23 protein-coding genes are annotated in these 26,841 nt (G+C 41.0%); 7 read left to right on the plus strand and 16 right to left on the minus strand.

Going from position 1 to position 26,841, the window contains the following annotated elements:
- Positions 1-48 precede the first annotated feature (48 nt).
- Entirely contained in the window at positions 49-816 is a 768-nt protein-coding gene (locus tag I6N96_RS09255; RefSeq protein WP_209557290.1) for a signal peptidase I, read from the minus strand.
- Positions 817-1,441: 625 nt separating this feature from the next.
- On the opposite strand from I6N96_RS09255, the gene I6N96_RS09260 reads away from it, so the two are divergent.
- Positions 1,442-2,041: a recombinase family protein gene (locus I6N96_RS09260; protein WP_209557291.1), complete on the plus strand. Its 600-nt coding sequence runs from the start codon at positions 1,442-1,444 to the stop codon at positions 2,039-2,041.
- A 158-nt stretch (positions 2,042-2,199) separates the two neighbouring features.
- On the opposite strand, the gene I6N96_RS09265 is transcribed toward I6N96_RS09260, so the two are convergent.
- Positions 2,200-3,528, minus strand: a complete 1,329-nt coding sequence (locus I6N96_RS09265; RefSeq protein WP_209557292.1) for a C1 family peptidase — start codon at positions 3,526-3,528, stop codon at positions 2,200-2,202.
- Positions 3,529-3,720: 192 nt separating this feature from the next.
- Between I6N96_RS09265 and I6N96_RS09270 the strand changes: the two genes are divergently transcribed.
- Both I6N96_RS09270 and I6N96_RS09275 read left to right on the plus strand, forming a co-directional pair.
- Positions 3,721-4,092 (plus strand): GntR family transcriptional regulator, encoded by a 372-nt coding sequence (locus I6N96_RS09270; RefSeq protein ID WP_209557293.1) that lies wholly within the window; start codon positions 3,721-3,723, stop codon positions 4,090-4,092.
- A 20-nt stretch (positions 4,093-4,112) separates the two neighbouring features.
- Complete coding sequence (locus tag I6N96_RS09275; RefSeq protein ID WP_209557489.1) at positions 4,113-5,492, plus strand: DUF5808 domain-containing protein; 1,380 nt, start codon at positions 4,113-4,115, stop codon at positions 5,490-5,492.
- Positions 5,493-5,691: 199 nt separating this feature from the next.
- Here the strand turns inward: I6N96_RS09275 and I6N96_RS09280 are convergent, their stop codons facing one another.
- From I6N96_RS09280 to I6N96_RS09305, 6 genes are all read right to left on the minus strand, one after another.
- On the minus strand, positions 5,692-5,898 hold the full coding sequence (locus I6N96_RS09280; protein WP_209557294.1) for a heavy-metal-associated domain-containing protein: 207 nt from the start codon (positions 5,896-5,898) through the stop codon (positions 5,692-5,694).
- 118 nt (positions 5,899-6,016) lie between these two features.
- Complete coding sequence (locus tag I6N96_RS09285) at positions 6,017-6,268, minus strand: hypothetical protein (protein WP_209557295.1); 252 nt, start codon at positions 6,266-6,268, stop codon at positions 6,017-6,019.
- Between the two features lie 201 nt (positions 6,269-6,469).
- Positions 6,470-8,932, minus strand: a complete 2,463-nt coding sequence (locus tag I6N96_RS09290; RefSeq protein ID WP_209557296.1) for a heavy metal translocating P-type ATPase — start codon at positions 8,930-8,932, stop codon at positions 6,470-6,472.
- A gap of 1 nt (position 8,933) precedes the next feature.
- Positions 8,934-9,383 carry a CopY/TcrY family copper transport repressor gene (locus I6N96_RS09295; protein WP_209557297.1) on the minus strand — a complete coding sequence of 150 codons (450 nt, stop codon included), beginning with the start codon at positions 9,381-9,383 and terminating at the stop codon, positions 8,934-8,936.
- Positions 9,384-9,568: 185 nt separating this feature from the next.
- Positions 9,569-10,102 carry a dihydrofolate reductase family protein gene (locus I6N96_RS09300; protein WP_209557298.1) on the minus strand — a complete coding sequence of 178 codons (534 nt, stop codon included), beginning with the start codon at positions 10,100-10,102 and terminating at the stop codon, positions 9,569-9,571.
- A 98-nt stretch (positions 10,103-10,200) separates the two neighbouring features.
- Positions 10,201-11,526, minus strand: a complete 1,326-nt coding sequence (locus I6N96_RS09305; protein WP_209557299.1) for an MATE family efflux transporter — start codon at positions 11,524-11,526, stop codon at positions 10,201-10,203.
- 300 nt (positions 11,527-11,826) lie between these two features.
- On the opposite strand from I6N96_RS09305, the gene I6N96_RS09310 reads away from it, so the two are divergent.
- The 3 genes from I6N96_RS09310 to I6N96_RS09320 all read left to right on the plus strand — a co-directional run bounded on the left by I6N96_RS09310 (position 11,827) and on the right by I6N96_RS09320 (position 15,852).
- Positions 11,827-12,588: a MurR/RpiR family transcriptional regulator gene (locus I6N96_RS09310; protein ID WP_209557300.1), complete on the plus strand. Its 762-nt coding sequence runs from the start codon at positions 11,827-11,829 to the stop codon at positions 12,586-12,588.
- A 304-nt stretch (positions 12,589-12,892) separates the two neighbouring features.
- On the plus strand, positions 12,893-14,224 hold the full coding sequence (locus tag I6N96_RS09315; RefSeq protein WP_209557301.1) for a PTS sugar transporter subunit IIC: 1,332 nt from the start codon (positions 12,893-12,895) through the stop codon (positions 14,222-14,224).
- Between the two features lie 197 nt (positions 14,225-14,421).
- Entirely contained in the window at positions 14,422-15,852 is a 1,431-nt protein-coding gene (locus tag I6N96_RS09320; RefSeq protein ID WP_209557302.1) for a 6-phospho-beta-glucosidase, read from the plus strand.
- 237 nt (positions 15,853-16,089) lie between these two features.
- Here I6N96_RS09320 and I6N96_RS09325 read toward each other — a convergent pair whose 3' ends face one another.
- Positions 16,090-18,312, minus strand: a complete 2,223-nt coding sequence (locus I6N96_RS09325; protein ID WP_209557303.1) for an ATP-binding cassette domain-containing protein — start codon at positions 18,310-18,312, stop codon at positions 16,090-16,092.
- 252 nt (positions 18,313-18,564) lie between these two features.
- On the opposite strand from I6N96_RS09325, the gene I6N96_RS09330 reads away from it, so the two are divergent.
- Positions 18,565-19,323: a MerR family DNA-binding transcriptional regulator gene (locus I6N96_RS09330; RefSeq protein WP_209557304.1), complete on the plus strand. Its 759-nt coding sequence runs from the start codon at positions 18,565-18,567 to the stop codon at positions 19,321-19,323.
- A gap of 113 nt (positions 19,324-19,436) precedes the next feature.
- On the opposite strand, the gene I6N96_RS09335 is transcribed toward I6N96_RS09330, so the two are convergent.
- The 7 genes from I6N96_RS09335 to I6N96_RS09365 all read right to left on the minus strand — a co-directional run bounded on the left by I6N96_RS09335 (position 19,437) and on the right by I6N96_RS09365 (position 26,711).
- On the minus strand, positions 19,437-20,261 hold the full coding sequence (locus tag I6N96_RS09335) for a hypothetical protein (RefSeq protein WP_209557305.1): 825 nt from the start codon (positions 20,259-20,261) through the stop codon (positions 19,437-19,439).
- A gap of 95 nt (positions 20,262-20,356) precedes the next feature.
- The gene (locus I6N96_RS09340) at positions 20,357-21,181 is read right to left on the minus strand and encodes a leucine-rich repeat domain-containing protein (protein ID WP_209557306.1); all 825 of its coding nucleotides are present in this window, start codon (positions 21,179-21,181) and stop codon (positions 20,357-20,359) included.
- Positions 21,182-21,649: 468 nt separating this feature from the next.
- Complete coding sequence (locus I6N96_RS09345; protein WP_209557307.1) at positions 21,650-22,156, minus strand: DNA-3-methyladenine glycosylase I; 507 nt, start codon at positions 22,154-22,156, stop codon at positions 21,650-21,652.
- Positions 22,157-22,465: 309 nt separating this feature from the next.
- A complete protein-coding gene (locus I6N96_RS09350; protein ID WP_209557308.1) occupies positions 22,466-23,062 on the minus strand; it encodes a nitroreductase family protein in 597 nt (198 codons plus the stop codon).
- A gap of 164 nt (positions 23,063-23,226) precedes the next feature.
- Positions 23,227-24,516, minus strand: coding sequence for an ABC transporter permease (locus tag I6N96_RS09355; RefSeq protein WP_209557309.1), 1,290 nt, complete (start codon positions 24,514-24,516; stop codon positions 23,227-23,229).
- Positions 24,513-25,196, minus strand: coding sequence for an ABC transporter ATP-binding protein (locus I6N96_RS09360; protein WP_209557310.1), 684 nt, complete (start codon positions 25,194-25,196; stop codon positions 24,513-24,515). Before I6N96_RS09360 ends, I6N96_RS09355 begins: the two co-directional genes overlap by 4 nt.
- A gap of 201 nt (positions 25,197-25,397) precedes the next feature.
- Complete coding sequence (locus I6N96_RS09365) at positions 25,398-26,711, minus strand: hypothetical protein (protein ID WP_209557311.1); 1,314 nt, start codon at positions 26,709-26,711, stop codon at positions 25,398-25,400.
- Positions 26,712-26,841: the final 130 nt, after the last annotated feature.

Genomic DNA, 26,841 nt, shown 5'->3' on the forward strand with positions numbered 1-26,841 from the left:
TTTCTGTGCAACTAGCTTATGCCGCAGTCCCGCCCAAAGAGAAAATACCTAATTGTTCAAAAAGTAATACCGTATGATTGTTATAAACCCAAACACTGAAAGGATAAAGACGACAGAAACTACCACATTATCTTGAACGAAATTCAAGACCCCTCCGACTTTTGGTATAACAAACACTTTTTTCCCGACTACCTGTTTCGCACTGATTGGAACATCTTCTGCTTTGTTGGCATCACCCTGAGTAATGTAATATACGCCCTCCGTCTCACCTAGCTTATCCATCTTTTCTTTCACCCTGTGGGTCAGAAAAGCCTGGCTTGTGATACTGGGACGGAACGTAACGATATCTCCCACTTCAGCACTTTCACCTGGTATATCCCTTACAATAATGATGTCTCCGGAATGAAACCCGCCTTTTTGTGTTTTGGGATCCCTTGGAACCATTGAATCCGTCAACACTCCGAAGAAGCGATAGCCGAGAAATGATTTATTTTCGTCATTGCTGGTAGCAAATAGAACCGAACCGACAACTATAGATAGGATAAACACGTAAAAGAGAACGTTTAGCAGCAAAGATATTGCTTTGGGTTGCTTTTTTTTCTTTTTCGTTGTTTTCTTTCCATTTTTAGAAGTGTTTTGTGTATTTCTCTTTTTCTTCTTAGTTGACCCATTTGTTGACCCAGTTTTCTTCTTCTTGATTTTTTGAGGATTTCCAACAACCTGTTCTCTTTCAACGAGCGAAGTCGAAGTTTTTCTTTTTTTGGGATGTTGCAATTGCCGTTTTTTTTGTTGTTTTCGCTTTTTTTCCTGATCCATGATTGACGACGATTCCCCCCGGCTACCGATGTAGCAAGCTAAATCAATTGATTTAACAAGCCTGAAAATAGTTTTAAACTGAGAAAGCAACTAACTTTGTTATTTAATGCTACTTATCTTTGCAGACTTTCTACTCATGCATATGGATGAAAAACAATAGAAATAGAAGGTTCTGACAGACTAGAACCTTCTAAAAAACTAATGATATTGAGAAATGCAACTAACATGCAAAAAAAGAATATGGACAAAAAGGAAAAGTCCTTTCTATCCATATTCTGAAGTGTGTCCGCCTAATTTAAATAACAAGTGGTTCTACTTTCTAAAAAACATTAGTTTATTATAAAGATATCGAGCCGTCAACATTTTTTTTTGATCCTGCAAATTATTTTTGAAAGGAGTGAATGATTTTTGATAGATATAAGATGAGATGAGTGACCTCACTCCTCGATAAACAGTTGATATATCTGCTTATTTAGGGAAAGGGCTCCGGGGAGATCTCAACATCTATCAAATTTGAAAATCCAAAATAAATAAATACTAATTATATAAATAAAATAGTATTTATTTATTTTCAGCAGGATTTTCAGTTTGGCAGCAGCTCGAATTTATTAGGAGTGTGATAAAAATGGCAGTTATCGGCTATATGCGGGTAAGCACCCACCAACAAAAATTCGATTCACAGCTACAGGCTTTAAATCACTATGGTGTAGACAAGATTTACAAAGAACGCGAAAGCGGTAGAAATCCGGCAAGAAGTGTATTGAATACTGTTCTTCAGAAACTCCGGTCAGGAGATACCTTGGTCATTTTCAAGCTGGATCGCTTAGCACGTGGTACACGACAACTTCTTGCACTTCTGGAAGAGTTTGATAGAAGAAACATCAATTTTGTCAGTATCCAAAACAATATTGATACAAGTACCGCTATGGGACGTTTTTTCTTCACGATCATGAGTGCCTTTTCAGAAATGGAAGCCGAATTGATTCGTGAGCGTGTCCTTGCCGGACTAGATGCAGCAAGAGAGAATGGCAAACAGCTTGGACGGCCTCCACGTACAGATGAAGTCAACCACGCCCTTGAGCTATACGTAACCTCTGATCTATCTGTTTCCGAGATTGCTGAGAAATGCAACATCTCGGTCCCTACTGTATACAACCACATCAGAAAGCGAAATTTAAGCAGACCCACACACATAAAAACAAAAAGAGTGCCGCAGAAGCAATAGCTTCATTTTTTGACACGCTGGTCTTCCCTGATTTTCAGCGCGCACAACTCTTTTACGATTGCTTTCAACACATATGAAACTAAGAGGAGATACATAAAAAATAAATGAGACAGCTACCTACTTAAAGTAGGTAGCTGTCTCATTTCATCAGGCTACTGCTATGCCAGCGCCCCCATCGGGTCCCAAGGTGCTAGAACTTTTGGTTCTTCCTCCCAAGCCTTCAGCAATTCAGCATTTAGGAACTCCTTGCGTACAACGATTTGATACGTGTATTCATCCATCCATGCATCACTCATCACAAAGAAGCCCTTCTCACCGACTTTTTCACCCCAGCTGTTTTCAACCTTCCACTTTGTTGATTCTCCGTCTACAACATCTACGCCTGTCAGAACCATTGCATGGGTCATCAAGCTCTCACCATAATCCAAGCGTTCCGCCTTGCTCATTGTAAAATCAATATCGAACAACTCATTGATTTCATACGCATTCAGTGCCATGATACCATTCTCTCTATTTGACGATTGACCTACGTCACAACCAAACCAGACAGACTCTCCCTGCTCCAGCTGCTGAACAGCCAGTTTTTTAAACGTAGTCATATCCACATTCAAGTACTTGACTGGCTTATCGCCTACAACATTCCCCAGCATTTCTACCGTGTAGGTTTTATTGAAGGGTTTATCTTTTGTTGGTGCATTGATCACACTGATATACTCATCTAAATCTACGCCTACATACTTTTCATAAAAGGATAAAGGCGTTAGGCCTTGGTCAAGATGGTAGTCTTTGTTTTCATCTCTATATTCAAAATCGAAGACATCAGGAGGTGTCCCTAATGATACTGCCAAAAAGTTATAAATTTCTTGAAGCAGTTCCTCTTTTCTAGCTTGAACAGCTTCTGCTGACTGTCCTTCTTCAAGCATCGTTCTCAGGACAACGGCATCTCTGCGCAGCTTTTTATTCAGATAGTTGTTCAGCTCACTGGAATCTGAACTGTTCTTGCTTTCAGGCATGGCAGTCTTCGGTACAACGCCGTATTTTTTGAACAACGATACGATCATATCCCATTGTCCGCCATCCTGCTGCGGTGTAGCTAATAGGAAAGCTACTTTACGAGAATCCAGCTCCTGATCTGCTGTTGCAATGATGTTTTCATAAAAATAATTTGATTTCTCATATTTGTCCCAGAAAAACGTATAGTTCTGAGACAGTTCAAAATCTTTCAGCTGGAAGCTGTTGATCAGTTTATGGCGAAAGGTGTTCAATGCGGCAAACATCCAACAACGACCGCTTTTCTTTTGATTAGCCACTTTACCAGTCTCTAGATCCACAGAAAAAACCTGAACATTCTCTACTCTTGCTTCCTGTGTTTCCGCTGACCGCATAATGCCGTTTTTTACTACCGCATTCTGCAGTGCCCGCTGTTTTGTATCTGCGGCAAACGCTTCTCTAAATTTTTTAGTTGTTTCATTTTTTATTTCTGTCATAACTTCCATCCTTTCACTAGGATATACCTGAAAGAGTATGATTCCTTCGAGCTTTTCCTGCATATCCTGATTGCTCTTTTTCTATTATATGCCTCGTTCAAGAAACTCTCAACTATCATCTCATTGCATTTTTGCATATACTGTATTATACTTTATAATACAAAGACGATAAACTATAGTGAGGTGCTTCAAATGCTAATGGAAATAGATATGAAGAGCGATACCCCCATTTATCAGCAGATCCGCAACCAAGTAATTTTGGGGATCGCAAGAGGTCAGCTGGAATCAAATGAGTCGCTGCCGTCAGTGCGACAGCTGGCTGATGAAATCGGTGTAAATATGATGACCGTTTCAAAAGCCTATAATGCCTTGAAGCTGGAAGGATACATTGTAACCGACCGAAGGAACGGGACCAAGATTGCTGAATTCCCAAAAGCGACCGAATATTTCATCGAACAATTTAGCACATCTCTTGAGCTCCTATTAGCTGAAGCTGCCATTCATCAAATGGACGAAGTAGATATTCACGCGATCGTCAGTCAAATCTTGCAGAATTTTAATTAAAGGATGTGGTCCATATGAACATGAATATAATGCTCCTATTAGTACTTATCAGTATGAATTTCCTAATGGCGTTTATTGGCAGGATCGTTGCCAATCCACATAAAAATATCATCTTGGAAACAACTCTGCCAAAGGACAAACTCAATGATTCACAGGTTACTCAAGTAAGGCAAAGCTATAAGAAGACACTGCTCATCGTAGCTGTCGTCTTTTCTCTAATGGACTTGCTCTTACTCCTTATTCCTTATGACTCGATTGCGATATTGTTCTTGTTGTTGTCACTGTTCGGCATGATTGGTGTAAATTACTACACACAGGTTCTCTATATTCGAAAAATGACAGCTGTCAAAATGAAGAACAATTGGATTTTGCCAACAAAACCTCTGTTAGTTGATACAAAGCTGATACTGAACAAAAATCGAAAAATGCTCAAGGCTTACTGGTTCTTACCTAGTATCCTGATTTCTCTTAGCGGCATCATCTATACTATTTTTTCAGTGAAGCCAATTGGCGGTATGCTCCTGTTCGGCAGCATCTCTTTACTGACAGCCGGACTATTCATTTTTTCTTATTATTTAGTCAGCCGTTTACCAGTCAAAGCATTGACCAGTGATGAACAGACCAACCAACAGGTCAACGACGCAATGCGCTACTACTGGTCTTTGCTTTTGGTTTCCTCTACCTTTGTCTTCAGTCCGCTGTCTTTCCTTCCAACGTTGTCTCTCACGATGGCGTACGGAAAAATGATGTATCTGGTGATTGGTTACTTTACATTGCTGTTTATTTATATCGGGTTCATTTTTTTCTTGATGTTTCGTCTGAGAAAAACACAGGATCAGTTGATTTTACAAGCTTCTGACTATCGCTATGGCGACGACGATCAATATTGGCGCTATGGGCTATACATCAATCCGGAAGACCCTCGAATCATGGTTCCTGATCGGTTGGGGATGAACATGTCAGTGAACTTGGGACGTCCGGCGGGAAAAATCTCCATGGTTGTTTTATCGATCGTGGTCATAGCAACTACCTTCATCGCCAGTGTGCCATTGCTGATCAATGATTTTTCCAGCGATCCCTTCCGTATGGAGCTCACAGCGAATGAGGTTTCCTTGTCTGCTCCGTTCTCAAAAACCAGAGAAATCCCAATTCAGTCCATCGAATCGGTTGTACTGGTAGATACGCTGCCGGAAAACAGTCTACGGGTATACGGAGCAGCAACAGAGCATTACTTGACTGGGGAATTCAGAGTAGACGATGAGCCTGCTTATCTGCTGGTGTATCAAAAAGAAACGCCGATTATGAAAATCACAACTAAAGAATATACCTATTACTATACGAATAAAGACCCGGAAAAAACACAAAAAGAATATGAACTGCTTCTTAAAAAATTAGCTTAAAACAAACAACCGGAGAGTGGGACAATAATCTGTTGCCACTCTTTTCCATACCCTAAATCCGAATAAACGGCGAGTCAGAAGTAGCTCCTAGGACAATAAGCCGGAATTCAACAAAAATTTGTGAAACAATTTTCGTGAATTCCGGCTTATTGCTTGTAGCTAAACACTTCTGGCTCAGCCTCTGGTTGTTTTCGGTTTATTATTCGTTGACCACTGTAAACTTCGTATCCGCCAAGGCTGCATCAAGCTGCGCTTTAGATAGTTCGCTGTCTGCATCAATCGTTGCTTGCTTTGTATCCAACTGTACATCAACAGACTGCACGCCTTTGATCGCTTCAAATTTTTCTTTGACGATCCCTACACAACCGTCGCATTTCATTCCTTCAATCGTTACTGTTTGACTCATTCTTTTTTCCTCTTTTCTTATTGAGACCTATCTGGAAATTTAGATTTTACTGTAAATTTCAGCTGTACTCTAGTGATTCCCCTTCAAAAACAAACGAGCTTTGTACGGGGGTGCGGCATTAGTTCATCGAATTTGTTTTACTTTGTTCCCTACTCATAGTTCTAATTGATTTTTGGATAAGATAGACAGTTATACTGCCGACAAGTAAACCAATAGCTAAAAGAATGAGACCGCCCATTGTCTCACCCTTCAGTAAACCTTTTACTCCAAAGACAATTGTCAAAATCGAAATAAAGATATTTACAACATTACTTATGATCAGGCTGATGAGTTCTCTCTTGGATTTAGAAAAAAATAGCAGTAACCACATAAAAATTCTCCTTATTGAGTAACATTATTTAGTAGTAATATCTATGTGTCAACTTGATAGACCAGCTCTAAATCATTTCTAAACAGTCTCTACAGATTTTAGGCTTTGTTATCATTTAACACTCTTCTCTACTAATGAGTTACAGACATTCATGCTTCTTATTTTTGCATTTCCTTTAAAATTCCGCAAGAGTAAAATCATTTATTTTGATGGCTTGAACCGTTTCAACCGCAGTGCGTTCAGCAAAACAGAGACCGAACTGAAGCTCATTGCCGCTCCGGCAATCATCGGATTCAACAACGGACCGCCGAACAGATGCAAGACACCCATGGCTACCGGAATCCCCAGCGTATTGTATGCAAATGCCCAAAACAGATTTTCCTTGATGTTTTTGATTGTCGATTTACTCAATTCAATCGCTGTCGGAACATCCATCAGATCGCTGCGCATCAACACGATATCTGCTGATTCCATGGCAACATCTGTTCCGGAGCCGATAGCAATACCGATATCAGCCTGTGCCAGCGCTGGTGCATCATTGATACCATCTCCGACCATCGCAGTTTTACGGCCTTCCTCTTGAAGCTTCTTCACTTCAGCCGCCTTGTCCTCCGGCAATACCTCGCTGAGGACACGATCGATCCCTACCTGCTTTGCGATTGCTTCCGCTGTCCGCTTATTATCTCCGGTGATCATTGCCACTTCGATTCCCATCTGATGCAGCTTCTCAATCGCTTGTCTGCTGTTCTCCTTGATGGTATCTGCAACAGCGATGATTCCAGCTAGTTTACCATCCTTAGCAATAAACATCGGTGTTTTTCCCTGCTCAGCCAGCTGATTGGATTGCTCGTAATATTCTCCTAATTCAATCGTTTGATCCACCATCAGCTTTCTATTGCCAAGCTGGAAACGACTATTCTGGATGTCTCCTTCAATCCCATGACCCGGAATAGCTTGGAAGTTGTCAATAGGATGGATCTCCAATCCTCTTTCTTCTGCTGCTGATACGATTGCCTCGCCTAATGGATGCTCAGAACCCTTTTCTGCTGAAGCCGCAAACTGTAACAATTCATTTTCTGATAGGTCCCCTGCAACCAAAATATCTGTAACTATTGGTTTTCCTTCAGTGATCGTGCCTGTTTTATCGAATACGATCGTCTGGATTTTATGCGTCGTCTCCAGCGCATCGCCACTCTTGATCAGTACACCATTCTCAGCGCCTTTACCTGTCCCTACCATGATTGCCGTTGGTGTTGCCAGTCCCAATGCACATGGGCAGGCGATGACCAGGACAGAAATCGTGATCGTTAATGCGAATATCCAAGATTCTTGACCGATGAAATACCAAGCTAAACCAGATAACACAGCCAGCACGATAACGATAGGTACAAACACTCCGGATATCTTGTCTGCCATTTTAGCAATCGGTGCTTTTGATCCTTGCGCATCCTCAACCAGCTTGACGATCTGTGCCAATGCAGTATCTTTCCCTACCTTAGTTGCCTTAAATTGAATATTCCCATTTTTATTGATACTTGCACCGATGACTGCATCGCCGGGCTTTTTCTCGACAGGGATACTCTCTCCGGTGAGCATCGATTCATCAATGGCAGTCGTACCTTCCAGTACAACACCATCTACAGGAATTTTTTCTCCGGGACGTACAATGATCACATCGTTCACACGAACGTTTTCGATAGGCAGGTCTATTTCCTGACCCTCTCGAATCACTCGAGCATTTTTAGGAGCAAGTCCCATCAGCTTCTTGATCGCTTCAGAGGTTTTTCCTTTTGAAACTGCTTCGAAGTATTTACCTAGTGTGATCAAGGTAAGGATCACTGCCGCTGATTCATAATACAGCTCCATTGAAAAATGCGCATGTCCTTCAAATACCATATAAGTGCCGTACAAGCTATAAAGGAACGCCGCACTTGTTCCCAATGCAACCAAAGAATCCATATTCGGGTGCCCCTTAAACAATGAACGATACCCAACAGTGAAAAAGCTTCTTCCTAGATAGAGAACAGGCAGCGTTAGAACCAATTGTGTCATAGCAAACACCGTGCTATTCATCATTGGATCAAGTACGCCCGGTAATGGCAAGCCAATCATATGTCCCATAGCAATGTATAGTAATGGAACTGTAAACACAGCGGATAACCAGAAGCGACGCCACATTTCCTGAATGTGCTGCTGCTTTTTCTCCTGATCTGCATCGGCTTTCTCCTGCTCATTCCCGGTCGTTTCTTCAATCGCCTGAAAACCTGCTTGATCCACTGCCGCCGAGATTTCACTACTGTTTAAAATAGTCGGATCAAAATGAACGGTCATCTTCTCTGTCGCAAGATTAACAGCAGCTTGATCCACGCCATTCAAACGACTGACTGCCTTTTCCACTGTTTGCGCACAAGAAGCACAACTCATTCCTTCTATGTCAAATGTTCGCTGTATACTTTGACTGATTGCCTGAAAACCGGCATCTGATACCGCCTGCTTTATTTCTTCTTCCTTAAGCTGTTCCCCATCATATTGGATCGTCAGCTTTTCTGTCGCAAGATTGACACTGGACTTAATGACACCTGACAGCTTGCCAGTCGCTTTCTCAACTGACTGGGCGCAGGAAGCACAGCTCATTCCTTCTATATCAAAAGTTTTTGTTTCCAAATCATTCCACTCCTTTTCTTTCGATCAAATGACACTGGCACTGACCGGGAATACAATTACAGGGCACCTGCTCGACCGCTGACTGCTTCTTTTCTTGAAGCAGCTGCTCCAACTGTTCAATGTCTGCAAAGCTCAATACACTACCCTGAATCAACTGCTCCACTACCTGCCCGACTTTACGGCTGCAGACTTTTGTCAGCAGCTCATCAGATAAATCCTGAAGACTTCTTCTTTCTTCAATAAGTGGATAGTAGATAAATTTATTTCCAGATGGCTTCGTTGCCAACATTTCTTTCTCTGCCAAACGCCCCAGTAATGTTTTGATAGTGTTTTTCTTCCACTGCATCTTTTCATTCAGGATCGTATAGACGTCATTGCTGGTGGTTTCTCCCTGCGCCCAAACAACACGCATCACTTCCCATTCAGCATCGGTTATTTTCGCTTCAGTCATCAGTTATCCCTTCTTTCAACTTATCGATTACATTTGTAGTCGTTTATTCTTTTTCATTCTAACTGATTTCTTTTGACCTGTCAAAGTTTTTATTTTTAAGCCCTCACCCTTGTATTTTAAATCAACAAAAAGCCCATGAATTCACTATCTTCATGGGCTTCTTTGTTTTAAATTATACACCTGCTTTACGCTTGATAAAATGAGGTGATCAAACCATGCTCTATCTGAGAATCCACAATCTTCAGCTTTATCGCTGTATCTGTCTCACTAAATAGAGGGATGCCTTTTCCAAGGATGATCGGAATCGTCGTGATCACATACTCATCAATTAAGTTATTGGCAATTAAAGGAGCAATGATTTGGGAGCCGCCGACGATCCAAATATCTTTTCCCTCTTCTTGCTTCAATCGTTGAATCAACTGTTCCGGCTGTTCCTCCGTAAAAATCAATTGATCGGTCCCGGCCTTTGGACGATGTGTGATAATATATGATATCTTGTCCTCATATGGGTATTGATCTGGGGATAATTCATTCACCAGCTGATCATACGTCGTCCGCCCAAGAACAACTGTGTCGATTCGTTCCAATAGTTGAGTGTAGCTATCAAATGCTTCGACCTCAGAGCTGGTATCGTCTGTCAGGAAATCGATCGATCCGTCTGCTTCTGCGATATAGCCGTCTAAGCTGGCTGCGATATATAAAATGATTTTTCTGGACATGGTGGTTCCTCCTTTATTTCGTCATTGCTTTCATTATACGTTATACGCGGAGGTCTCCTGCTATATGATGCTCAAGACATGTCTGCAATTTTATTATTTCATCTAAATTCTTTTTCCTGCTGCAGCTGTTTTTTTGTTTTTACCAGAAGAAACAGACTGACGAAAAAGGCCGCTAGCTCAACTACAGGAAGGCTGCTCCAAACACCAAGAACGCCAAACGCATTTCCCATAATAAAGACTGCGGGAATAATCAGCAGATACCCGCGAAGCAGGACCAGGACAAAGGAATAGTTTGGTTTTGCGATCGAAGCAAAAAAGATACTGAATACTATATTCATACCGGAAAAGAGAAAACTGAATAAATAGATGGGAATCCCCTGACTGGCAAAGCGAATCAGCTCCTGATTATTTGTACTGTTGAAAAATTGAATGACCGGAAGCTTAAAGAGCACCATCAATACATATAAAGCCACACCGATACCTACGCTGACCAGACTGCCAAACTTTAATGCGGCGGCAACTGCGGTGAAATTCTTTTTACCAAATTCTCGACTGACGATTGGCTGGATTCCCTGAGCTGTTCCCGTGAACATGGATAGACCTATCAAGAAGATATTTGCCAGAACACCAAATGCGGCAACCGCTATATCTCCCGCTAATGATAATAGTACGATATTAAAAACTAAAATGCTGACACCATTGCTCATCTCCGTTAGAAAAGAGGGAATCCCCAGTTTGACACTTTCCTTGACCGTTTTCCATACTGGTCGTGCCCATTCCAGTCCAAGCAGGCGATTTGGCTTACGGCGATGCATTGTCAAAATCAGCAGACTTAGTATCGGTGACGCGGCAGTAGCTAAGGCTGCACCAAACATCCCCAACCCTAAAGGAAAAACCAGAATATAATCAAATACAATATTAAACAAACTCGAAGCGATCATTGCAACCATCGTCAGATGCGGATTGTTATCATTCCTTACAAAGCTAAGAACAAAGTTATTGACTAAGAAAAATGGGGCAGCAATCAGAATCACTCTTAAGTAGGTCATCAGGTAGGGCAGTGTTTCCACCCCGCCGCCTAACAGTCTCGCCAGAGGCTCTACGAAGAAGAAACCGCAACATGTGAAAAGTAGTCCTAGAATGATACTGATAATTCCCAGCTGAGAAAAATATTTTTTTCCCATTTCAGGCGCACTACTCTTATTTAGAGAGAACAGGGTTGCTCCTCCCATTCCCATCAGCAAACCCAAACCATTGATCAAGTTAAATACCGGCAATGCCAGATTAAGGGCTGTCAACCCGTACGGTCCTACCCCATTGGCTATGAAATAGGTATCCGCTAAAATATATAGGGAAAGCCCCAGCATACTCAATACATTTCTACTGACATACCCTATCAGCTCTTTTTTTTCCGTCTTTTCCATCTCTGTTCCTCCAAAAAAAGAGCAGATCAATTATCCTTCGATGGCCTATCGGATAATTTCTCTACTCATTATTTATACAAAACCCGGCGATTTTGTTTCTATGCAGTTTATGATCATTCTCCATCTGAATTCCTCAGATATCCGTTCAAAACATTGAACTCCAAACCATTCTAACAATTTTTCCAGCGAAAAACAACTGCAGAATCTATTAATCGTTTTTCTCTTAAAGGAATTACTATACCAATCACTCTTTGTATTGTAAACTGGAAGAAACATCGAGAAAAAAGAGGTGACCTTACGTTGTTCGATCTGGAAAAAGTTCAGTCGTTGAACGATTTGGAAATGATTGTTTATCAATATATTCTTGAGCATATCAATCAAATTCCTAAATTAACGATTCGTGAGCTGTCTGCAAACTGTCATGTATCCACATCAACTATTCTTAGATTCTGTACTAAAATGGGCTTTGAAGGTTTTTCTGAATTGAAATTTGCTGTAAAAAATGCACAGGAGCATTCCAATGGTTTTGAAGATTATTATGCTTCAGCTGTTCATGTCGATTCTTTTTTGAAAAAAATCAATCAAGGAAACTATCAAGATACCTTCAAGCCAGCCGTTGATTTGATTATAAAAGCACGTCATGTGGTCTTTATAGGACTTGGTACCAGTGGTGTCCTCGGCGCATATGGAAGTCGTTACTTTTCAAATATTGGCATCAACTCATACAATGTCAGTGATCCGTTTACTCCGATCCCGCCACGAGGCTTTGAAAGCACCTTAGTGATTGTCCTGTCCGTCTCAGGCGAAACGTCAGAGATACTGAAGATGGTTTCTGATTTTAAACGGTCAAATGCGGATGTTCTCAGTATTACAAATGATGAAAACTCAACAATCGCCAAGCTTGCGAATTACAATATTTCCTATTATATGCCGGAGGAAAAATCGGCCTACGCAGATCCCTTTATCAACCTGACAACACAGATACCGGTGATTGCTTTGATTGAGCTCCTTGCCCACCAAGCCGGAAAACAACTTTTGATGGAAAAATCAGCCGAAGAATAACCCTATTTCACAAAAATGACCTACATGATTTTTGAAGCTGCAATGCTTCAAATCTTTCAATTTTGTTCCAGCTTATAAAAAAGCAGATTCGAAAATGCTGTTAAATCAGCATTTCTGATCTGCTTTGTTTTTTCGAGCGTAACATGTTTCTCAAAGCGCCTAAACTGTTTCTTTTCCGATCAAAATCTTTTATATTGAATGTGTAAACGTATTCAATATAAAAAAGGAGGACCATGATTATTTCACGAATACTCTACATGAACTTATACTTATATTTATTTATTCAAGAGGAGATGAGTTAAAGATGAACGAATGGATTAATGAAAAACTTCTTCCACCCGTACTGAAATTTGTAAACACGAAACCCATTACTGCACTAAGAAACGGTATGCTTTATACGATGCCATTTACGATCGTCGGCTCGATTTTTCTACTATTAGCCAACATCCCTTATGAGCCTGCAGCAAACTGGGTAACTGATTCCGGATTAGCTGTCTATTTCAACCAAGCTTTTGGCGCTTCATTTGCTATTATGGCTGTTTTCGCTGTTATGGGTATCGCTTACTCGTATGTTAAGTCTGAGGGCTTTGAAGGTCTTCCTGCCGGTATGATCGGTCTGGTTATCTTCATCATGTTCATGTCGGCTGAAATTACAGATGTTGAGAGCGGTGCAACTATCAGTAATATCATCAATAAAGACTGGACTGGCGGTAAAGGAATGATCACTGCTATTCTTGTCGGTCTAGTTGTCGGTTGGGTCTATAGCTGGTTCCTGCGTCACGACATCCGTATCAAATTACCTGAACAGGTCCCTGAAAACGTAGCAAACTCATTTACTGCGTTGATTCCTGCTTCTGTATTGATCACTGGTGCTATGCTTGTCTATATCTTCTTTGACAAAGTATTTAATACAACATTCTTCCAATTTATCTACGATGTCCTGCAGTCACCACTGCAAGGGGTAACAGATACATTGGGCGGCGCCTTGATCATTGGTTTCTTGGTTCCATTCTTCTGGTTCTTTGGGGTTCACGGTTCAACCATCGTTGGTGGTATCATGGAACCAATCCTACAGGCTAACTCATTGGAAAATACTGAAATCTTGAATGCCGGAAAAGCATTGACAATTGAAAACGGCGGACACATTGTTACGAAACAGTTTATGGATCAATTCCAAACAGTAACTGGTGCCGGTATGACAATTGGACTGGTTGTATTCATGGTATTCTTCGCGAAATCAGCACAGTTCAAGCAATTAGGTCGCTTATCTTTAGCACCTGCCATTTTCGGTATCAATGAACCAATCACGTTTGCTACACCGATCGTAATGAACCCAATCATGGTGATTCCGTTCATTCTGACACCTGTTGTTTCTTCTGTTATCACGTACTTTGCTCTTTATACAGGCTTGGTTCCGCTCTTTACAGCCGTTCAGGTGCCGTGGACTACACCAGCCATCCTTTCCGGGCTGTTGATCGGCGGTTGGCGTACGGCACTTCTACAAGCATTTGTATTAGTTCTTGGTTTCTTCATCTATCTGCCATTTGCAAGAAAAATGGATGCAATCAACTATGCACAAGAAACTGGGCAGCCTATTGAAGAAGAAGTATTGGAAAAAATTGAAGCTGAACAATAAGAGCATCACCAGCAATGGTATCATTTGCTATGAGACCAATTTTGGCTTATTGCTGAGTGAATCTAGACAATAAAAACATCGCGGAACAGAAAGCCGGAATCAATCGAAAGATACCATCACTGATTCTGTTTCTGTTCCGTTTTCTATTAGAACAATTTGCTTGCTGCATATACTAACGATTGAAGAGGACGATTATTATGTCAATTTTAAAAAATGATTTTCTTTGGGGCGGCGCTGTAGCTGCTCACCAGCTGGAAGGCGGTTGGAATCAAGGCGGAAAAGGAATCAGTGTTGCTGATGTCATGACTGTCGGAGCTCACGGGGTTCCCCGTAGGATCACTGACGGTGTAGTCGTTGGAGAAAATTACCCGAACCACGAAGCCATTGATTTCTATAACAACTATAAAGAAGACGTAAAACTGTTTGCTGAACTAGGCTTGAAGTGTTTCCGTACATCGATTGCCTGGACACGTATTTTCCCTAAAGGGGATGAAGAAACGCCTAACGAAGAAGGACTGCAGTTCTACGACAACTTGTTTGACGAATGTCTGAAATACGGCATCGAACCAGTGATCACACTATCTCACTTCGAAATGCCTTATCACTTAGTGACAGAGTATGGAGGCTGGCGCAATCGAAAAACCATCGATTTTTTTGCTAAATTTGCTGAGGTCTGTTTCACTCGCTACAAAGATAAAGTTACCTATTGGATGACCTTCAACGAAATCAACAATCAAACAAACTTCGAAGAAGATTTTGCCCCCTTCACTAACTCAGGAATCAAATACACTGAAGGTGAAAATCGAGAAGAAATCATGTATCAAGCCGCTCACTATGAGCTGGTTGCCAGTGCCGAGGCTGTTCGGATCGGCCACGAAATCAACCCTGATTTCCAGATTGGCTGTATGATTGCCATGGTTCCGATTTATCCATATTCCTGCAATCCTAAAGACATGATGGCCGCTGTTACCGCCATGCAAAAACGCTACTGGTTTACAGATGTCCATGTTAGAGGGCATTACCCGAACTATATCGAACGTTATCTTGACCGAAAAGGCTATCGCCTGGATATCACTGCTCAGGATCTAGATACGTTGGCTCACGGCTGTGTTGATTATATCGGCTTCAGCTATTACATGTCTTTCGCGGTCAAAGACCATGACAAGGCTCCTGCCTATGATTATGATGAATCAAAAGATCTGGTAGAAAATCCTTATGTTAAGGCATCTGACTGGGGTTGGCAAATCGATCCGACTGGTTTACGTTACGCTATGAACTGGTTCAACGACCGATACGAGCTGCCATTATTCATTGTTGAAAACGGCTTTGGCGCGATTGACGAACTAACAGAAGACAAGACTGTCGATGACCAATATCGAATTGACTATCTGACCGCTCATATCGAAGCGATGAAGGAATCTGTCGAATATGACGGAATCGACCTGATCGGCTATACACCTTGGGGGTTTATCGACCTAGTCTCTGCCGGTACAGGGGAAATGAAAAAACGCTACGGCTTCATCTATGTGAACAAAGACAATGAAGGTAACGGTTCTCTGGAACGTTATAAGAAAAAATCCTTCGATTGGTACAAGCAAGTGATCGCCACCAACGGCGAAGAGCTTTAAACAATCTTTTAAACAGTCTACAGTAATATACCTGCTATAAAAAAACTCCGTTCAAAAAAAGCGGCGAGCCAAAAACAAAGCACTCCGAGAAATACGTCAAAGGAGCAGTTTTTGGCCCGCCGTTTATTTATATTTAGAGGATGAGAGAAATTTCACTTTGACCATTTCCCCAAGCTCAACTCTTAATTTTTGTTCAGCAGATTATTTCGCCTTTTACAGACACCATTCTCCACTCCCCTATATATACTGACCTGTTAATGAATCTGTCTTTTTGATTTCTGTAGGGTAGCCCTCAAAGACAAGCTCTCCGCCCTTGTCTCCTCCGTCTGGTCCAATGTCTACGATCCAGTCCGCCTGTCTGATGATATCCACATGGTGTTCAATGACGATCACAGTATTGCCCTGATCCACCAAATGATTCATGATCTTCATGATATGAGCGATATCCGATAAGTGCAGCCCTGTAGACGGCTCATCCAAAAGATAGATACTGCCTTTTTTATAAAATTCACTAGCAAGCTTCATTCGCTGGCACTCACCCCCCGATAAGGTGCTCATTGGCTGACCAATTGCCAGATAGCCTAATCCAACTTGAGACATTGCATCCAGCTTTTTCACAATAGCGTTCTCCTGAAAGAATGCCAGGCTTTCTTCCACAGTCAAGCTCAGCACTTCATTGATATTCTTCCCTTGGAAACGATAGTCCAATACCTCTTTGCTGAATCGTTTTCCTTCACACACGGGGCATTCATTTCGTACCGCATCCATAAACGCCAAGTTTGTTTCAATATAACCCTGTCCCTTACAATTCTCACAGGCTCCCTTGGAATTGTAGCTAAATAGGGAGGGTGAAACATCATTTGCCTTGCTGAATAGTTTTCTTATGTTATCCAAAATGCCAATGTAAGTGGCAGGATTCGAACGAGAATTGGTCTGAGCAGCTGCCTGATTGATCAAAATAGTCTCAGGGAATTGTGTCAAAAAAGAGTCCTTTACCAAGGTACTTTTTCCTGAACCAGCCACTCCGGTAATCAATGACAACGCCTTTTTCGGAATCTTCAATGAAATATTTTTCAGATTATGCTTAGAGGAAGGTCGTCCTTGATAGAAGTCGCTTGCTCTTCGTGGTTCCTCATTGATCGTTACCTGATTGTTTAGATACGTTCCTGTCAATGTTTCTGACGCAAGCAGCTCGGTATAAGTCCCGGTAAACATGATCTCCCCTCCATGCTTTCCGGCGTGGGGGCCGACTTCGATCACATGATCGGCAATTTTGATGACATCTGGATCATGCTCAATGACAATTACCGTATTCCCCTTATCTCTCAGCTTCATCAACAGCTCATTCAACCGATGAACATCCCTTGGATGAAGCCCGATACTTGGCTCATCAAAGATATAGAGTAAATCAACCAGACTGTTGTTCAAGTGCTTGACCATCTTTACTCGCTGAGATTCTCCTCCAGATAAGGTAGAGGTCTCTCTATTCAAACTAAGATACCCTAAACCAATATCCACCAGATTGCCGATTTTTTCCTGAAGTCCTTTTAAGATCGGCAAAGCTTCCGGCAGCTGGATGGCTGCTAAAATCTTCTGCAGCTCCGTCAGCTGCATTTCCAACAAATCAGTGATCGACCATCCGGCGACTTGAACCTTCAACGCTTTTTGCGACAGTCTTTTCCCTTCGCAAAGAGAACAAACTGCTTCATGACTATGCTCGTTTAGAATTTTTTGTGCCCGAGGTGTGAGTTCGCCTTCTTTGAGCAGATAAAGGCGATTGAACTTTGTTACCAATCCTTCGTAGCTGGAATTCACACCATCGATCTTCACCTTCAAATCCTTGCCGTAAAGCAGCAGCTCATACTCTTTTGCTGAATATTCCTCGATTTTTTTGTTCACATCAAACAAACCGGAATCTAGATAACTCTTCATATACCAGTCAGTATTCTTGATTGGAGCAAAGGTGATTGCTCCTTCTGCCAAGGACAAGGTGGGATCAAGCAGCTTGCTTTCATCAACAACTACTTTCTTTCCAATTCCATGACACTCCTCACACATGCCTTCCTTATCATTAAAGGAAAAGTAATTGGCTGTCCCGATACTTGGCTTGCCGACTCTTGAATACAGGACCCGCAGTAACGAGTTGATATCTGTAATCGTTCCCAAGGTGGAGCGAGAATTTCCACCCAGTCTTTTCTGATCAATGACTACAGAAGTAGACAAATTCTCGATCGCATCCACATCCGGCTCTTTATATTTAGGTAGAAAAGAGCGCACAAAAGCACTGAAGGTTTCATTCAACTGCCGCTGAGACTCACTGGCGATCGTTTCAAAAACGATGGATGATTTTCCAGATCCGGAAACTCCTGTAAATACAGTGATTTTTCTTTTTGGAATCACCACATCCACATTTTTCAAATTATTTTCTCTTGCTCCAGTAATTCGTAGATACTCTGTCATATCAATTCCCCCTTGATTCTTTGTGCGAAACAGCCGTCAAGTCAATTCAACTGTTTCCTTCTTTTCAATATCCTCCTTTACTCAAATCCATGCCGATACTTTTTCTTATTCATCCATCAATTTCAATGAATGGTTTAAAAAACAGCGACAACCTTATAATACCACTTTAGTGCAAGTTCTAAACTTTCATTTTAAAATCGCTTATTTTATAGTAAAATACAATCATCAAGTTTAGTACCCAGAGGAGAAGAGATGAATTATCGGCCAATTGATATTGCAAGAAAATTAAACATCAGCACCAGCCTGCTGCGGCATTATGAAAAAAACGAACTGTTTCCGGCTCCGGAGCGTTCAGACAGTGGTTATAGGATCTATTCTGATGCGAGCTTTCTCTATATTCAAGCTGTACGCACCGCTACACTGGCTTATGGTTACCGAACTACTAAAAAGCTGATGGACTTAGTAAGCAGCGGAGAATATATGCAGGCCTTTTGGCTGGTTAATCAAGAGCAATACCAGCTGCACCAGCAAAAAGAAATATCCAACCAAACATTGGCGTTACTCCATGAAGAAGAAAGCGACTTGATCACCCAAATGCCCAGAAAAGGCTGGATCACGATCGGTGAAGCAGCCGAACGACTTTCTATCACAGAAACAACTATCCGTCATTGGACGAAAGAAGGACTCCTGAAGGTTGCCAGAGATGAGGAGAGCAACTATCGAAAGTTTGATGAGCAGGCGTTAAGACAGCTGCTTCTGATTCGACTGATTCGTGCCTCTACTTGGTCATTGGATGTTGTGCGGGATATTCTGACAACCTTTCGAGCAGAAACACCAACTGAGATGATTCAGTTAGCTGAGCGCTCTCTGCAAATGCTGAATACGAGATTAGAGCGACTTTTTATTTCGCAAAAATACCTCTATCAACTGATTGCCTTTCTATCGCCGGATTATTTCACTGATTTTCCCGGCATGGAAATCTATGATTTTGAACGACCGGAACGTAGTTGATTATTGACTAGTCCCAGTAAAACAAAAAGAGCGGTGCCGAACACCATGAGTGTTCAGCACCGCTCTTTTATTGTTCTATCGATAACTAGCTTATGTTATGTGTTCTCCGTTACTCAATACCAGATGATTGGTAGAGAACATCCTGTTCTTGCGCCAAAACCTGCAGTTTCAGCAGATGCATAGAATGTAAATTCTATTCTAGCTGTATTCACGTCAAGATCGCTAACTGTAACTTTATCTCCATCTAAAGAAACCTCGACATCAAATGTATACGCCCCATTGGTATCAACCAAATCTGCGAATACTGACCGCTCGCCATCGAATTGAGTAGAATAAGTAACCGGATGACCTATTATAGCTTCTCTCGTTTCTCTGCTCACATATAGTGGAGAAAGCTCTATCATCCCACCTCCTGTTGCATTTAATGTCTCTAGATTTTCTAAACTAGATAAGGAACTGAAATCAAGCACTTGGGCATAATAGTTTAAGTCTAAGCGTCTCAAATTACTTAAATTGCCAAAGGATGAAATATCCAAAGGTTTATGTCCATACTCCTCAGAAGAATAGATATAAAGCTCTTCTAAATTTTCCATCTCACTCAACGGACGAAAATCAATGACATCATTACGAGTCACTGAGTAAGAAAAGCGTCGTGCATCTTTGATATATTGAACCCCTTCTAATGATCTTACATCAGAAAAATCAATCATTTCAATTCTTGCTACTTGGTCAACTGTTGGCAGCTCGTTCTCAATTATTTCTTCTTCCCCTGTTTCAGGGTTCCAGCGAGCTTCATCTATAATAGCTGCTCTAAGATTTTCATCCGCAATATAGACCCTTCTTTCATCCGCTGTTGTTCGTTGCCCCAATGCAAACCCTGCCGAAAGAATCGCTGCTGCTCCAAACATTGATAACAAAATTTTTACACTTTTCTTCATTTGCTTCCAACTCCCTTTTCATATTTTTATAGTTAAGAGATTATTGACAGTAAGATACTATCCCCTCTAACTTCTAACCGTAACCCTCTATTTATTTAATACCAGATAATCGGCACAGAGCAGTTGGTTTGAGCGCCGGACATCCCATCCGTTGAAAATACATTAAAAGAAAATTCGATTCTTGCTATGCTTTCATCAAGATTACTAGCAGTGACCCTATTTCCATCTAAATGAACCTCAACAGTGTCTCCATATTCTCCGCTACTGTCCAATCCATAAGCTTGAACACTCTGCTCACCATCAAGCTGAGTAGAGTAAGTAACTGGGTGACTCATGATAAGTTCTCTGGAGGCTCTGCTCACATACATAGTTGGAAGCTCTACGCCGCCGGTACCAGTCACTAATATTTTTTCTAAATTCTCTAGTTCAGATAGCGGACTGAAATCAAGTACTTGAACGTAGTAACCTAAGTCTAAACGTTTCAAATTCTTCAGTTCACTAAAAGCAGAAATATCCAGAACTTTATCTCCTTCTTCAGAAGAAGCATGAATAGACAGTGTTTCTAAGTTTTCCATTTCAGCAAGCGGTCGAAAGTCTACGACATCATTTGCCGGCAGCGAGTATGAAAGGTACCTCACATTTTTTGCATATTGAATCCCTTCCAAGGACCTTACTCCACCAAATTGAAGCGACTCTACTCTCTCCATTTGACTAACCGTCGGCAGCTCATTTTCTATAACCTCTTCTTCCCCTGTTTCTGGATTCCACCCAGCCTGTCCAATAACGCTTGCTCGGATGCTTTCGTCAGGAATGTAAACCTTTTTCTCATCGGCTGTTGTCCTTTGCCCCAACACGAAACTAGCAACAATTGCTGTTGATACTGCTAAAAATGATAACGATACTTTCACACTCTTCTTCATTTGAAACACTCCTTCACCCTAATTTATTTATTAATACCAGATAATTGGTACGACACAGGTTGTAAAGGCCACAAAATTTCCATTTTGGGAGTAGGCTCCAAATTTTATCGCTACCTTCATTACCTGCTCGTCGATATTACTGATAGTGATTTTCCCCCCATCAGCTGTGATTACCGGCTCTTGATCTGGATCGATTTCGCCGACATTATTTACAACCCAGCATTCAAAGTCCCACCCCCAACAAGAGCGTTGTTAGCGCTATCAAAAACATCGAAAAAAATTTCATCCTTTTATTCACAAAAAGGTCTCCTTGTGGTAATTTAATTTTATTATATCAAATAAATTAGAGAAGTAAATGTGATAATAAAATTATTTTTTAATATTCAAAAAAACTCTGTGAGAATAACCACAGAGTGAAGTGCTAGCCTATTTTATCACTATCATTGACACAGCCCAGCTGAAAAGTCGCTAAATCAGCACCTGATCCTGAATGATTCCTGCAGCTTTCAAAAACATACAGGTAATTACCGGCCCGACAAAAGAAAAACCACGCTTCTTCATATCTCTTGCAATAACAGTCGCTTCCGGCAACGTATTTCCAACCTCTTCCACAGATTCATATTGCTTTATGATTGGAACGCCACCAACAAAATCCCAAAGGTAATCTGCAAAGCTGTCATACTCTTCAAGCAGTTTAACGATTGCTCGAGCATTTTGGATAACTGCTTTGATTTTTCTTGGGTTTCGAATCATTTCAGGATCATGAGCGATGCGCTCAATATCATCGGGAAACAGTGCAGCCACCTGTCGAAAATCCATATCACAAAAGTTTTTCAGAAAAACATCTTTTTTCGCGGCAGCGGCCTTCCAGCTTAATCCCGCTTGAAATACTCCTATTGTAAGAAGCAAAAAAAGCCTTCGGTCATCTCGTGTCGGCTCTCCCCACTGATCACTATACCACTGGTAATTTTTCATATTAGAAACGCCCCTTCACTCTACAATCAATCGCTTGCTAACACCTATATGAGAAAAGTTATTTATCCTTTAGCTCGTCAATTCCTTATTGTTAGTGCTTACCTACATTATTGTATCATAGACTTAGAAAGAACAATCTCGTCAGAGTAAATGTTTTTAAGTTATCAACCTTTCTTATATAAAATAACTGCTGATTCTTTACTTCCTACCGTTCGTTCCTCTCTTTTTCCTAAAGCTAATATAGCAGCTATACAAAAAATACCGAAACGGATTCATGATAAATCAGTTTCGGTATTTTCTAAGTTTGTATTAACCAAATGCCATAAAGCGATCTGCATCGTTCATGTATTCTTTTTCACCTGCTGGTGCTTCGATTGAACCAATAACCAGCTGTGCTCTCAGCTTCCAGCTCGCTGGGATATTCCATTCCTTGGCTACCGCTTCATCGATAACTGGATTGTAATGCTGCAGGTTTGCCCCAATATTTTCTTGTGCTAAAGCAGTCCAGACATTCGCCTGAGTCAATCCGCTTGCTTGTTCAGACCAAACTGGGAAGTTGTCTGCGTATAATGCAAATTGTTCTTGCAGATTTTTCACGATATCTTGATCTTCAAAGAATAGAATCGTTCCGGCTCCTGCTGCAAAGCCTTTTAATTTTTCCTGTGTATTTGGAAAAGCTTCTGGTGGTGTAAGTGGTTTTAATGCTTCTTCTGTTATTTCCCATAATTTTTTATGTGCGTCACCGAATAGGAAGACCACACGCTGTGTTTGAGAGTTGAAGGAAGAAGGACTTTCTTTTACGACCTCTTTGACCAAAGCTGTGATTTCATCTTTTGATTGTGGTAAGTTATTTCCCAAAGCATAGATAGAACGACGGTTTTTTAGTTGATTAACAAAATTTGACATAATTAATTTCATCCTTTCATATTTACAAGTCAATAATTACTATTACTACATCAGTATACTAACTTATTAAAAGTAAGTAAAAGAATATGCTCACTTATTTCAAAAAAAGAATCCGACGACCATAAATATGGCGTCAGATCCTGATTTATACAGTATTTTCTTGTTTACTCGTAACGTAAAGATTCGATTGGGTCCAGCTTTGCAGCTCTTCTTGCCGGCAACGTTCCTGCAAGAAAGGCGATCAGCATGATAAGCAATACGATGACAAACATAGAAGGCACTGAAAATTGCAGCAACGTAAATCCTGTCATTCCTTCAAGGAAGGATTTCAACGCATACTCATTCAGCAGACTACCAACTCCCATTGCACCGAGTATCCCCATAATGGAGCCCCAGAAACCAATCAGCAATGCTTCCACGCTGAATGACAGGAAGATTTTTCCGCTGCCCAGTCCCATAGCTTTCATCAAGCCGATTTCACGTGTACGATCCTGTACTGACATATACAATGTATTGACAATCCCGAAGCTGGCTGCCAATAAAGCAATCGCTCCAAACATTGTCAGAACACCGGTAATTGCGTTCACCACTTGACGAATCATACCGATTTCATCTTCTACAGTCATTGCAGAGTAGTGCTGCTTACTCAACCGTTCTTTCAACTTGTCGATTTTATCATTATCTCCTACATAGCTTTTTTCCATTGTAGCAAAAGCCATATAGTACACATTCTTCATGCTATCCGGCAATCCCTTTTCACTGATTTCAACAATCTTGTCTGTCAGACCATTGCTGATGATTGATTGCCCGTTTTGGACCAAGCTGACATTACGAACACCTACGATTGTTGCTTCAACAATCTCCTGTTCCCCAGTTGCCTGAGAAGTGACCGCAATTTTCACTTTTTTATTCAGTGCGTCTTTGGCAGAAGAATACCCTAGACTTTTAACATATTCAGGTGCTAGATTCACTTCATACGCATCGCCTGTTGTACTAACTTCTTTTCCTTCTTCTAAATCAATCTTGATATCACTGGAGCTGGCAACAGAAAATTCATACTTCTTTCCTGATTCTCCTTCGATATAATCAGGCGAAACCATCAAGAACGGTTTCACAGATTTGATACCATCTGTATCTTTGATTTTATCAAGATCCTTTTGCGTCAAGGTCTCTGCTTCTGTTGCACTCCCTTTATCTGCATCATACTCTACCGGATCATCACTGTTACCTACATTGATCCCCATCGAATCCGCTCCCGGTGAGATCATCAGCTGATCTTCTCCCCCGACACTGCCGATCTGTTTATCAATATAATCGTTTACCCCGATATTGACCCCTGTCGTCAAGGTAATCGTGAACGCACCAATAAAGATCGCGATGATCGTTAAAATCGTTCTTCCCTTATTTCTCCACAAATTAGAACTTGCTGACTTTAAAATATCTGTTATCTTCATAGTAACTCTCCCTTAACAATCAATCCGTCTTTAATATGAATCTGACGATCACAGCGCGCGGCTAAATCCTCATCGTGTGTTACGATGATCAACGTGATTCCTTCTTTTTTATTTAGATCAAATAATAAATTCTCGATTTTTTCCCCTGTATTGGAATCAAGGTTTCCCGTCGGTTCATCCGCAAAAATAATTTCCGGATTATTTACCAGAGCTCTCGCAATACAAACACGCTGTTTTTGCCCACCGGATAAATCATTTGCCTTGTTATGGATTTTACTTTCCAGTTCAACAGATTTCAGCGCCTTTAGCGCCATTTCTTTTCTTTGTCTACCGGATATACCCGCTATTTTTAGCGGCAGCATGACATTGTTCAACACACTATCCTTCGGGTTCATAAAAAACTGCTGGAATACGAATCCGAATTGCTCATTTCTCGTACGATTCAGCTCTTTCGTTTTTATGTTGCTGACGCTTTTATCATTCAATAGTATTTCCCCTGAGCTTGGTTTATCGAGGAGTGCCAGGATATGCATCAGAGTAGATTTCCCCGAGCCGCTTTTCCCAATGATTGCAACAGACTCTCCTTTTTCGATTTGTATGTCGATTCCTTTCAAGGCGTCGAATCTTGTTTCATTACGCCCATAGCTCTTTTTCAGATTTTTAGCTTCAATTACAGACATTTTTTCCCTCCATCATTCTCACTAACATTTTTATCACATCTTTCATTTTGAGGTAACGCTGATTATTTGTCATGGTACTTGAGATGTATTTCTTACTCGGCTAAAGTCTTGTATCCCCTTCCAATTAGTAAAAGATATATTTCAGCCTTTTTTTCATAAAAAAAAGAGGCTGGAAAAGCTTCCAACCTCTCATAGATGATTTTATTTTTTCATTAAATCGCCTTCGTAGTAAAAGTCAATCGTTGTATCTTCTGTTGCGTCGAAGTCTGAAGCATGACTACCTGATACATAATCAGCACCCGGATTGTATGGATGTTGAGCTTTCAATTCATCAACAGATACGTTTTCGCCTAAATTGTATTCAAATTCTTTCGTTTCCAAATGATAATTCCCTGATCCATCAGCATCGATCCAGTAATTTACTTTGATTGTTACTTTAAATGCTGTCGGAGCTTCTGAGAATACGACTTGATGAACACCTGCATATTTCAATTGTGTCGGCTCACATTTCACACCGTAGTTAATGATGCAGCAGTTTTTTGCCTGACGTGTTCCAACAACTCTCATAGAAGATGGAGAACCTTTAGCAGGATCTGCTAATAGTCCACCCTGACTATTCAAGTAAACACCACCAGGCTCTGAAGCCCAAGTGTAATTCTTCATGTCGTTCATGTTGCGTTTTACCGTCTTATAATTTGTAACGAAGACTGGCGTATCAAAGCTGATTTCAAATGTTGGTTTTCTATATTCTTCACGGACAACCGCTCCGCAGTATGCACGCAGCATTTTTTTGTCTGCTTGTAATGCTGAAACCCCACTGTTGATATCATTAGAAACACCGGTGATTGAGCTGCCTTTACCTTCTGCTTGAATGTGCGCAATTGCCGAACGAGCACCGGAAACCTGTCCTTCTCCTACAACTGTTGCGCCACTCCATGCGTAGATATCGCGATAAGCCCAGATACCAGTTCCTTCAGTTGCAGTCCCTTTAAGAACTGAGCTTAAGAAAGGCTTGATATCGTTATTACACCAGATACCATAATTTGTTCCATAAGCTTCCACAGTACCAGCCTTCATACGGATCTCATTATGGACACGGATTCCTGCTTCATTTCCTTTAGCAGTGATTTTTCCTTTTCCGCTAAAATAGAAAGGCTTAAAGTAGCCGCCTACATTAATACCGAACTGCCCCTGCTTTGTATCAGCATTCAGTTCGCCATTCCCATTGACATACAAAGAGCTCTTTGTATAAATAGAATCAATGTTCACAGGAATCGTATTATTCAAGTTCACTGTAAGCGCACAAGAACTGTAGATAACTGTTTCTTCTGTCAGTTCGTACTTCTTCGTTCCTTTTTTTAATACATTTACGCCATTTTCCGTAACGATCGTTGTTGTTCCACCCTTTAAATCGATTGAACCTCTCAATACTTCTGCTGATGATTCATGACCACCAATAAACAATGCTCCGACAAATCCTAATGCCAGCATTCCTGCAAGATGTCTCTTCTTCATTTTGTCCATCCTTTCAAAAAAATACCAATATTTTATTACAACTAAAATATTACCACAATAAATAACAAAGGTTTTATCATGTTTTTATACAAACTAATTAAACCTTTGATTGAAAAGTAATTTATTTATT

Source organism: Enterococcus larvae, assembly GCF_017830045.1.
Lineage (GTDB): Bacteria > Bacillota > Bacilli > Lactobacillales > Enterococcaceae > Enterococcus_L > Enterococcus_L larvae.

What these genes read in the sequence shown, in the direction of transcription:
- I6N96_RS09360 (WP_209557310.1), bottom strand. Translation starts at nt 25,196, where the DNA reads ATGTCTGTAATTGAAGCTAAAAATCTGAAAAAGAGCTATGGGCGTAAT.
- I6N96_RS09320 (WP_209557302.1), top strand. Translation starts at nt 14,422, where the DNA reads ATGTCAATTTTAAAAAATGATTTTCTTTGGGGCGGCGCTGTAGCTGCT.
- I6N96_RS09280 (WP_209557294.1), bottom strand. Translation starts at nt 5,898, where the DNA reads ATGAGTCAAACAGTAACGATTGAAGGAATGAAATGCGACGGTTGTGTA.
- I6N96_RS09345 (WP_209557307.1), bottom strand. Translation starts at nt 22,156, where the DNA reads ATGAAAAATTACCAGTGGTATAGTGATCAGTGGGGAGAGCCGACACGA.
- I6N96_RS09265 (WP_209557292.1), bottom strand. Translation starts at nt 3,528, where the DNA reads ATGACAGAAATAAAAAATGAAACAACTAAAAAATTTAGAGAAGCGTTT.
- I6N96_RS09365 (WP_209557311.1), bottom strand. Translation starts at nt 26,711, where the DNA reads ATGAAGAAGAGACATCTTGCAGGAATGCTGGCATTAGGATTTGTCGGA.
- I6N96_RS09315 (WP_209557301.1), top strand. Translation starts at nt 12,893, where the DNA reads ATGAACGAATGGATTAATGAAAAACTTCTTCCACCCGTACTGAAATTT.
- I6N96_RS09275 (WP_209557489.1), top strand. Translation starts at nt 4,113, where the DNA reads ATGAATATAATGCTCCTATTAGTACTTATCAGTATGAATTTCCTAATG.
- I6N96_RS09300 (WP_209557298.1), bottom strand. Translation starts at nt 10,102, where the DNA reads ATGTCCAGAAAAATCATTTTATATATCGCAGCCAGCTTAGACGGCTAT.
- I6N96_RS09285 (WP_209557295.1), bottom strand. Translation starts at nt 6,268, where the DNA reads ATGTGGTTACTGCTATTTTTTTCTAAATCCAAGAGAGAACTCATCAGC.
- I6N96_RS09305 (WP_209557299.1), bottom strand. Translation starts at nt 11,526, where the DNA reads ATGGAAAAGACGGAAAAAAAAGAGCTGATAGGGTATGTCAGTAGAAAT.
- I6N96_RS09340 (WP_209557306.1), bottom strand. Translation starts at nt 21,181, where the DNA reads ATGAAGAAGAGTGTGAAAGTATCGTTATCATTTTTAGCAGTATCAACA.
- I6N96_RS09350 (WP_209557308.1), bottom strand. Translation starts at nt 23,062, where the DNA reads ATGTCAAATTTTGTTAATCAACTAAAAAACCGTCGTTCTATCTATGCT.
- I6N96_RS09335 (WP_209557305.1), bottom strand. Translation starts at nt 20,261, where the DNA reads ATGAAGAAAAGTGTAAAAATTTTGTTATCAATGTTTGGAGCAGCAGCG.
- I6N96_RS09260 (WP_209557291.1), top strand. Translation starts at nt 1,442, where the DNA reads ATGGCAGTTATCGGCTATATGCGGGTAAGCACCCACCAACAAAAATTC.
- I6N96_RS09330 (WP_209557304.1), top strand. Translation starts at nt 18,565, where the DNA reads ATGAATTATCGGCCAATTGATATTGCAAGAAAATTAAACATCAGCACC.
- I6N96_RS09270 (WP_209557293.1), top strand. Translation starts at nt 3,721, where the DNA reads ATGCTAATGGAAATAGATATGAAGAGCGATACCCCCATTTATCAGCAG.
- I6N96_RS09255 (WP_209557290.1), bottom strand. Translation starts at nt 816, where the DNA reads ATGGATCAGGAAAAAAAGCGAAAACAACAAAAAAAACGGCAATTGCAA.
- I6N96_RS09355 (WP_209557309.1), bottom strand. Translation starts at nt 24,516, where the DNA reads ATGAAGATAACAGATATTTTAAAGTCAGCAAGTTCTAATTTGTGGAGA.
- I6N96_RS09295 (WP_209557297.1), bottom strand. Translation starts at nt 9,383, where the DNA reads ATGACTGAAGCGAAAATAACCGATGCTGAATGGGAAGTGATGCGTGTT.
- I6N96_RS09325 (WP_209557303.1), bottom strand. Translation starts at nt 18,312, where the DNA reads ATGACAGAGTATCTACGAATTACTGGAGCAAGAGAAAATAATTTGAAA.